Here is a 7,718-nt window from a genome sequence, read left to right on the forward strand (position 1 = left end):
GACCTGCTGCTCGCGGGCACGGACGCTGACCTCGCACGGTTCCTCCCCGGGGACTCCGGGACCCGCCAGCCCGTGCACACGTGCTACGTCCTGGCGGACCTCGTCATGGAGCAGACGCCCGGCGACTGGGGTGTCGCGGCGGCTTCGGCGGCCGAGGAGGCGGGCGGACTCGCGGCCCTCGCCGAGCTCGCCGGGGTCGACGACGCGGCGGCACCCGATCTCGTGGCCCGCGTCCACAAGAAGCTGCGCACCGAACCGGTCGAGGACACGAACGCCTCCACTTCCGGGTGCCTGCTCCCCCGTGAGCTGAAGGTCCACCGTTTGTTCGGCGAGCAGGAGACCACGCTGGCGATCGTGGTGGCGATGAGCAGCGCAGTGGTGGGCTTCTCCTCCAGCACCGCCCACTTGAGGAGGACGTTGATGCCGATGGTGGTGAGGTAGCAGATGCCACCCACCGTCAGGAACCGCATCTGACGTTTGCCCCGGGTGGTCGAGGTCGATCCGGTGCCGGCGGACTGCGTCGTGGTGCTTTCCCTGTCAACGTGTCAGGCCCGTGTTCAGGAGTGCTTTCAGCGGACGGGAGCGGCTCCACAATCTACACGAGGGCGGGACACGGCCCGTGCACGCACAACGCCCCGGGCCGTAGTGGTCCGGGGCGTTGTGCGTGCTGCGCGGGTGTTCAGATGGTCTTCGCGTCGATCACGAAGCGGTAGCGGACGTCCGAGTCCACCACGCGGTCGTAGGCCTCGTTGATGTCCTCGGCGCTGATCAGCTCGATCTCCGCGGTGACACCGTGCTCGGCGCAGAAGTCCAGCATCTCCTGGGTCTCGCGGATGCCGCCGATGTTGGAGCCCGTGAGGGACTTGCGGCCGCCGATGAGCGAGCCCGCGCTGACCTCCAGGGCCTCGGTGGGCAGCCCCAGCAGGACCATGGCACCGTGCGGTCGCAGGGTGGCCATGAACTCCTGCACGTCCACGTGGGCGGAGACGGTGTTGATGATGACGTCGAACTCGCCCTTGTGGTTCTTGAGGGCCTCGGGATCCTCCTTGCGGGCGATCCAGTCGGTGGCGCCGAAGCGGCGGCCGTCCTCCTCCTTGGAGCGGGTCTGGCTGATCACGGTGACCTCCGCGCCCATGGCGGCGGCGAGCTTCACGGCCACGTGGCCCAGACCGCCCATGCCCACCACGGCCACCTTGGAGCCCTCGGTGACGCCCCATGTCCGTAGCGGGGAGTACGTGGTGATGCCCGCACACAGCAACGGCGTGGTCGCGGCCGGGTCCAGGTTCTCGGGGATGTGCAGCGCGAAGGCCTCGGAGACGAGGATTTCGGTCGAGTACCCGCCGTCGGTGGGGCGCCCGTCGAAGCGGTCCTTGCCGTTGTAGGTGCCCACGGCCTTCGGACAGTTGTTCTCCTCGCCCTTCAGGCACCACTCACACTCGCGGCAGGAGTCGACCAGGCAGCCGACGCCCGCGCGCTCGCCGACCGAGAACTTCGTGACCTCGGAACCGACCTCGGTGACGCGGCCGATGATCTCGTGTCCCGGGACCATGGGGAACTCGATCGGTCCCCACTCCTCGCGCACGGTGTGGATGTCGGAGTGGCAGATGCCGGCGAACTCGATTTCGATGCGGATATCGTCCGGGCGCAGGTCCCGGCGCTCGATGGTGCCCTTCTCCAGCGGGGCGTCGGAGGCGACGGCCTGGTAGGCAGCAACATTGGTAGTCATGGGCCGTGACTCTAGACCCCCGCCGTGGCCTTGTCACGTCACTCCTTTCACAGGGGACCATATCCGCAGACAGAACAACATAGACCCGGCTGTTGCTCGCCCAGCCCATCCTCGAATGCCCCCCCGTGCGGGGCGTTTCGAGGAGCCGGGAATATCCGCGGGCACCTCTCCGCTGTTATTGATGAGTTTCATCGAGATGAGTGAGGAGTCATCATGGCTTTCCGTACGGAGAATCCCGCCACCGGCATTGTGGAGCAGGAGTTCACCTCGGCCACCGATGCTGATGTCACCCGCGCGATCGAGCGCGCCGACACCGCGTTCGCTTCCTGGCGCAAGACCCCGGCCGCTGACCGCGCCAAAGCGCTGGCCGGTGTCGCCCAGGCGTTCCAGGACCGCGGGGACGAGCTCGCGCGCGTGATCAGCACCGAGATGGGCAAGCCCTTCGCGCAGGCGCAGGGAGAGGTCGCACTCTCGGCATCGATCTACCAGTGGTACGCCGACCACGGCGAGAGCCTGCTGGAGGAGGAGACCCTGGACGTGGGTGACGACGCCAAGTCCGTGGTCGTCACCGAGCCCATCGGTGTGCTCATGGGTGTCATGCCGTGGAACTTCCCGCAGTACCAGGTGGCGCGTTTCGCGGCCCCGAACCTCATGTTGGGCAACACCGTTCTGCTCAAGCATGCCTCCATCTGCGCCCGGACGGGTGAGCTGATCGAGGAAATCCTGCACGCCGCGGGTATCCCGGAGGACGCCTACATCAACTTGTTCGTGAGCACCGACCAGGTGACCACGATCATCGAGGACCGGCGGGTGCGGGGCGTGTCCCTGACCGGCAGCGAGGGCGCCGGTGCCGCGGTGGCCACCACGGCCGCGCAGAACCTGAAGAAGAGCGTTCTGGAGCTCGGCGGGTCCGACCCGCTGATCGTGCTCGACGATGTGGACGTGAAGGAGACCGCTACGACCGTGGCAACGGCGCGGATGAGCAACGCAGGCCAGGCCTGCAACTCGCCCAAGCGCATCCTGGTGCCCGCCGGCATGTTCGACGAGTTCGTGCAGACGGTCGTCGAGACCGTCGAGGGCATGCCGGTGGGGGACCCGCTGGCGGAGGACACCGAGATCGGCCCCCTGTCCTCCGTGCAGGGCCGTGACGACGCCGTGTCCCAGGTCGAGCGTGCGGTGGAGCAGGGTGCAACCCTGCACACCGGTGGTAGGGCTCTGGATAAGGACGGGGCGTGGATGTCCCCGGCGGTACTGACCGGTGTGACCCGGGAGATGGATGCGTTCAAGGAGGAGATCTTCGGTCCGGTGGCAGTGATCTACTCCTACGACTCGGTGGACGAGGCGGTGGAGATTGCCAACGACTCCGACTTCGGTCTCTCCGGCTCCGTGTGGAGCAAGGATGAGGCGAAGGCTGAGGAAGTCGCGCGTCGTCTGGAGGTGGGCATGGCCTACGTCAACGAGCACGCGACGACGAAGGCGGGCCTGCCCTTCGGCGGCGTGCGCCGCTCCGGCTACGGCCGTGAGCTGGGCCGCTGGGGCTTCACCGAGTTCGCCAACACCAAGCTGGTGCGCGTTGCCGGCTGACACCCGCCCGGCGCCCACCACGAGAGAGGTTTGCACTATGGCTCGCATTACCAAGGCTCTGCAGTCCCTGACCGCACCGTCTCCCAAGCCCACTGCGACGGAGACGGCAGTGCGCCTGGCCCTGGGAGCGTTCATGTCCACCGCGGGCATATCCCACCTGACCTTTGCCCGGGAGGACTTCCAGGCGCAGGTTCCGGACTGGTTCCCCATGGACAAGGACACCGTGGTTCTGGCCTCCGGTGTGGTGGAGATCGCCTTTGGTGCCGCACTGTTGGCGCTGCCCAGGCAGCGCGCCGCCGTGGGCGCCGGTCTGGCGGCGTTCTACGCCGCGATCTTCCCCGGCAACATCAGCCAGTACGCCGAGCGGCACGACGCATTCAATCTGGACACTGATGCCAAGCGGCTGGCCCGGCTGTTCGGTCAACCGGCCTTGATCGCCGCGGCCCTCCGGGCCGGGGGCTTCCCCCGGAAGTAGTCGGAAGCGCAGGACGCGAGCCGGCCTCACCGCCCGAATGGGAAACCCTTCAGGTCCTTCGGCAGAGGGGTCGCGTACGTGCGGACCTTGGAGGTCCTCAGCCCCAGCCACACCAGCGACTGCGCCACGGTGACCGCGGCAGCCACGCCGTCCATCACGTGCACGCCGCACCGCTCGTGCACGGCGTGCTCAAGGGCGGCCATCCCGCCGCAGCCGAGGACAACCACCTCGGCTGCGGCCCTGTTCGATGGCCCGCTGCGCTTCAGCGACGATCGTCTCGACCGCCGCGTTCTCATCACGCTCCAGGTCCAGCACGGAGGTGTTCGGCGCCCGCACGGACGCGCAGCGCTCATCAGCCCGGCCAGCTGCAACCGGTCCTCGATGAGCGGCACGGTGCGGCCCAGGGTGCTCACTCCCGGTGTAGCTGCGCCTCATGAAGATGGCGATGGAAGCGGCCACCTGGGGATGTCCACGACGGGCTGGTCGAGGAGCTCCTGCAGACCTTCCCACCGGTGCTCGCCGAACCTGGCCTGGATCACAGGGGTGAAGGGCGGGTCGTAGGTCAGCACCGCGTCCATCACCCCCACCGCGGCGAGGTAGGACTTCACGTTCCCTTCGCACGACGACGCCGTGCTCCACCCTGCGGGGCAAGTGGGAGGGAGCCCGCGGCGGCGTCGTTGGGCGCGATCTCGTGCGAGACGCAGGGTCGGTGCGAAGTGGCGGCCACGATGGCCTCACCGTGCTGGTCGGTGCACTCGAGCTCGCGCTTGGCGGTGACCAGGTAGCACAGGGCGCCCAGGTCGGCCCCAATGAACTACGAGAACTCGCCGACAGCCTGGAAGACGGGCAGCAGGGCGACCGCCAGAGAGGCCAGTATCGTGGGGACGAACGCCCCGGTTGCCCGGGGGTCACGCCGCCGCGGTAGACGTACTCGCCGTCGTGGGTGTCCATGGAGAGCTGGGGCACGTTCACGCTGGAGCGGCGGATCAGCCAGTAGTCCACCATGATGATCCCGAAGAGCGACCAGAGCAGCGGCGCCCAGCCCACCCAGGAAGCACACGATCACCACGGGCGAGGTGTAGAGGTTCCACGGCAGGATCAGCAGCGCTAGGGACGCGAGCACCTGCAGCGCGCCCACACCCAGGACCGTGAGCACCTGCCACGCACCGAGTCCGAGGGCGAAGAGGCCGATGGCGAAGCCGTAGTTGCCCAGGGAGTGCACGTCGTTGGCCCTCATGGTGAAGATGCTGTACGCGCTCCACGTGCGCCCGTAACGGCTGGTGGGAGCGAGGTCCACGTTGTAGAGCCTGTTGCTCGTGTCCGAGCGCGGCTCGTGGGGGACGCCGGGCGGTGCGTGCAGGCGCCCGGGCTCGGGGCGACCGCCCGCCTGCTCCGTGGTGCGGGGGAAGTCCTGGAGAAAACCGTGAGACGACGTCGCACCGTTCAGCTCCCAAATCTCACACCACGGGTTGACGCGCATCACACCCGGTCGATAACTTTTCATTCATCAGAACTCAAATTTCACTCCATGGAATCAAGGCGTAAGAAAACGGGGCGGCCGCGTCACCGCCCCGGGGAGGGCCCACCGTGCGGTACACCGTGAACGCCTCGATCATGCTGACCGACCTGCCCGTGCTGGAGCGCCCCGCCGCCGTGGCGCGCGCAGGCTTCTCCGCGGTCGAGTTCTGGTGGCCGTTCCCCGCCACCACCCCGTCCGAGAGGGAGATCGAGGACTTCGCCCGGTCGCTGGAGGACGCGAACATCCAGCTCACGGGCCTGAACTTCTTTGCCGGGGACATGCCCGCCGGTGAGCGGGGAGTCCTCTCCCACCCAATGCGCACGGATGAGTTCCGGCGAGGCGTGGACTCCCTGGTACGCGTGGCCCGGGCCACGGGCTGCCGGGCCTTCAACGCCCTTCACGGCAACCGCCTGCCGGACGTGCCCGTGGCCGAGCAGGACGACGCCGCCGTCGAGAACTTCCGGTACGCCGCGGACGCGGTCGCGGTCTTCGGCGGGACGGTCCTGGTGGAACCGCTCTCCGGCGCCTCGACGTATCCTCTGCGCACCGCCGCGGACGTCATGGCCGTGCTCGACCGCGTGGACTGCCCGAACGTGAAGCTGCTTGCGGACTTCTACCACCTGGCGGTCAATGGGGAGGACGTCGAGGCCCTGATCGAACGGCACGCCGCGGAGTTCGGGCACATCCAGCTCGCGGATGCACCCGGCCGCCACGAGCCGGGCACGGGCGATCTGCCGCTGCTCCGGTGGGTGGCCCGGGCCCACGAGCACGGCTACCACGGACCGGTGGCGCTGGAGTACGTCCCCTCCCAGGACGACCCCTTCGCGTGGCTCCCCCGCGACCGGCGCGCGTGAGCCCGCAAACCGACCCCACCCACAGAGGCCGCGCGGGTGAGCACCGCGTGGCCGGGCCCCGAGCGGGCGGGCACGCCGGGCGGGTGCCACGTGAACAGGTACCGAGCGAGCGGGTACCGCGCGGGCGGCGTTGTGCTGGAATGGTCCCGGAACCGGACATCCCCAGAAGGAGGACACCGTGCGCGTCGTCGTGGCACCGGACAAGTTCAAGGGGTCGGTGACCGCCCACGAGGCGGCGGCCGAGCTTGCGGCGGGCATCGCCGAGGTGCGCCCGGACGCCGTCGTGGAGGTCCTCCCGGTCGCCGACGGCGGAGAGGGGACGCTCGACGCCGCCCTGGATGCGGGCTTCGAGCGCCACGACCTCACCGTCACCGGACCCGCGGGAGGTCCCGTCCCCGCCGCGTGGGGTCGACGCGGAGACGAGGCCGTGGTGGAGATGTCGTTGACTTCGGGCCTCGCTGTCCTCCCCATCCAGGACGGCCGCCCCGTGCTCGCACCCCGCACCGCCACGAGCCGCGGCACGGGCGAGCTCGTGGCCGCCGCGCTCGATGCCGGCTGCACCCGCGTGCTGCTCGGCGTGGGCGGCAGCGCGACCACTGACGGCGGCGCGGGGATGCTCGCCGCGCTGGGGCTGCGCCTGCTGGACGTGAACGGCCGCGACCTGCCCCCTGGCGGCGCGGCGCTCGCCAAGTTGCATCACGTGGATGCCGCACAGCTGCACCCACGCATCCGGGACGTCGAGTTCGTGCTTGCCGCGGACGTCGACAACCCTCTGCTCGGCCCGCGCGGCGCCGCCACGGTCTTCGGCCCGCAGAAGGGCGCCTCCGAACAGGACGTCTTGGACCTCGACGCCGCCCTGGCCGTGTTCCGCGACCGCCTCGCGGACGCGCTCGGCGAACCGGCCCGCCAGGCCGCGGATGCCCCCGGCGCGGGGGCCGCGGGCGGCGTCGGATACGCGGGACTCGCGGTGCTGGGGGCGCGGCGCAGGCCGGGGATCGACGTCGTGCTCGACCTTGTGGGGCTAGATGCCGCCGTGGCCGGCGCGGACCTGCTGCTCACCGGCGAGGGCAGCCTGGACGAGCAGAGTCTCGGCGGGAAGACGCCGCTGGGCGTGCTGCACGTGGGGCGGCGCCACGGCGTGCCCGTGGTGGCCGTGTGCGGGCGCACCACCCTGGATGCCGCGACACTTCGCGAGGCGGGGTTCGCCGCCGTCCACGAACTGCGTGCGCTTGCAGCGGACCCAGAAACGTCGATGCGAGAGGCACCTCGCCTGCTCCGGGAGGTCGGTCGCCGCATCGCCTCACAGTGACGGAGCTTTCCATTTCCACGGGCACTCGAGAGCGAGCCGCCCCTCACGCACCGCACCGCCCGGCCACGAGCGCCGGAACGCGCCAGCGGAAGGGCACCCCTTCCACGAATGCCTCCCCGCAGCACGGTTCACGTCAGAAGAAGACCCCGGAGTCCGCCCGGAACAAGAGCCCCCGGCCCGGGGCGACCGCAGACCCGGAGGTCGACGAGGAGCGCGCGAACGAGCGGGTGCGGGCGACGGTGGAGCAGGCG

At 69.6% G+C, this 7,718-nt stretch carries 8 protein-coding genes and 2 pseudogenes; 5 read left to right on the top strand and 5 right to left on the bottom strand.

What is annotated here, in order from left to right; all coding sequences use genetic code 11:
* Window positions 1-6: 6 nt before the first annotated feature.
* A pseudogene (locus B3I25_RS12405) lies at window positions 7-258 on the top strand (DUF6986 family protein); the annotation flags it as partial.
* A gap of 68 nt (window positions 259-326) precedes the next feature.
* Here B3I25_RS12405 and B3I25_RS12410 read toward each other — a convergent pair.
* A pseudogene (locus B3I25_RS12410) lies at window positions 327-470 on the bottom strand (hypothetical protein); the annotation flags it as partial.
* Between the two features lie 209 nt (window positions 471-679).
* Complete coding sequence (locus tag B3I25_RS00950; protein ID WP_064847457.1) at window positions 680-1,726, bottom strand: NAD(P)-dependent alcohol dehydrogenase; 1,047 nt, start codon at window positions 1,724-1,726, stop codon at window positions 680-682.
* A gap of 213 nt (window positions 1,727-1,939) precedes the next feature.
* Between B3I25_RS00950 and B3I25_RS00955 the strand changes: the two genes are divergently transcribed.
* On the top strand, window positions 1,940-3,310 hold the full coding sequence (locus B3I25_RS00955; protein WP_144998441.1) for an NAD-dependent succinate-semialdehyde dehydrogenase: 1,371 nt from the start codon (window positions 1,940-1,942) through the stop codon (window positions 3,308-3,310).
* A gap of 37 nt (window positions 3,311-3,347) precedes the next feature.
* Complete coding sequence (locus B3I25_RS00960; RefSeq protein WP_064847455.1) at window positions 3,348-3,785, top strand: DoxX family protein; 438 nt, start codon at window positions 3,348-3,350, stop codon at window positions 3,783-3,785.
* Window positions 3,786-3,811: 26 nt separating this feature from the next.
* Here the strand turns inward: B3I25_RS00960 and B3I25_RS00965 are convergent, their stop codons facing one another.
* From B3I25_RS00965 to B3I25_RS00975, 3 genes are all read right to left on the bottom strand, one after another.
* Window positions 3,812-4,198, bottom strand: a complete 387-nt coding sequence (locus B3I25_RS00965; protein WP_222119721.1) for an aspartate/glutamate racemase family protein — start codon at window positions 4,196-4,198, stop codon at window positions 3,812-3,814.
* Window positions 4,199-4,216: 18 nt separating this feature from the next.
* Complete coding sequence (locus tag B3I25_RS00970) at window positions 4,217-4,393, bottom strand: hypothetical protein (RefSeq protein WP_197493205.1); 177 nt, start codon at window positions 4,391-4,393, stop codon at window positions 4,217-4,219.
* A 206-nt stretch (window positions 4,394-4,599) separates the two neighbouring features.
* Complete coding sequence (locus tag B3I25_RS00975) at window positions 4,600-5,268, bottom strand: hypothetical protein (RefSeq protein WP_286737529.1); 669 nt, start codon at window positions 5,266-5,268, stop codon at window positions 4,600-4,602.
* Between the two features lie 104 nt (window positions 5,269-5,372).
* Between B3I25_RS00975 and B3I25_RS00980 the strand changes: the two genes are divergently transcribed.
* Both B3I25_RS00980 and B3I25_RS00985 read left to right on the top strand, forming a co-directional pair.
* The gene (locus B3I25_RS00980; RefSeq protein WP_098056084.1) at window positions 5,373-6,158 is read left to right on the top strand and encodes a hydroxypyruvate isomerase family protein; all 786 of its coding nucleotides are present in this window, start codon (window positions 5,373-5,375) and stop codon (window positions 6,156-6,158) included.
* Between the two features lie 178 nt (window positions 6,159-6,336).
* Entirely contained in the window at window positions 6,337-7,467 is a 1,131-nt protein-coding gene (locus B3I25_RS00985) for a glycerate kinase (protein ID WP_193520023.1), read from the top strand.
* Window positions 7,468-7,718: the final 251 nt, after the last annotated feature.

The sequence above is a fragment of the Kocuria sp. UBA1838 genome (assembly GCF_002338785.1).
In the GTDB taxonomy this organism is placed as follows: domain Bacteria; phylum Actinomycetota; class Actinomycetes; order Actinomycetales; family Micrococcaceae; genus Kocuria; species Kocuria marina.

Excerpts from the sequence above, each read along its gene's own strand:
- B3I25_RS00950 (WP_064847457.1), bottom strand. The coding sequence starts at position 1,726 with ATGACTACCAATGTTGCTGCCTACCAGGCCGTCGCCTCCGACGCCCCG.
- B3I25_RS00955 (WP_144998441.1), top strand. The coding sequence starts at position 1,940 with ATGGCTTTCCGTACGGAGAATCCCGCCACCGGCATTGTGGAGCAGGAG.
- B3I25_RS00960 (WP_064847455.1), top strand. The coding sequence starts at position 3,348 with ATGGCTCGCATTACCAAGGCTCTGCAGTCCCTGACCGCACCGTCTCCC.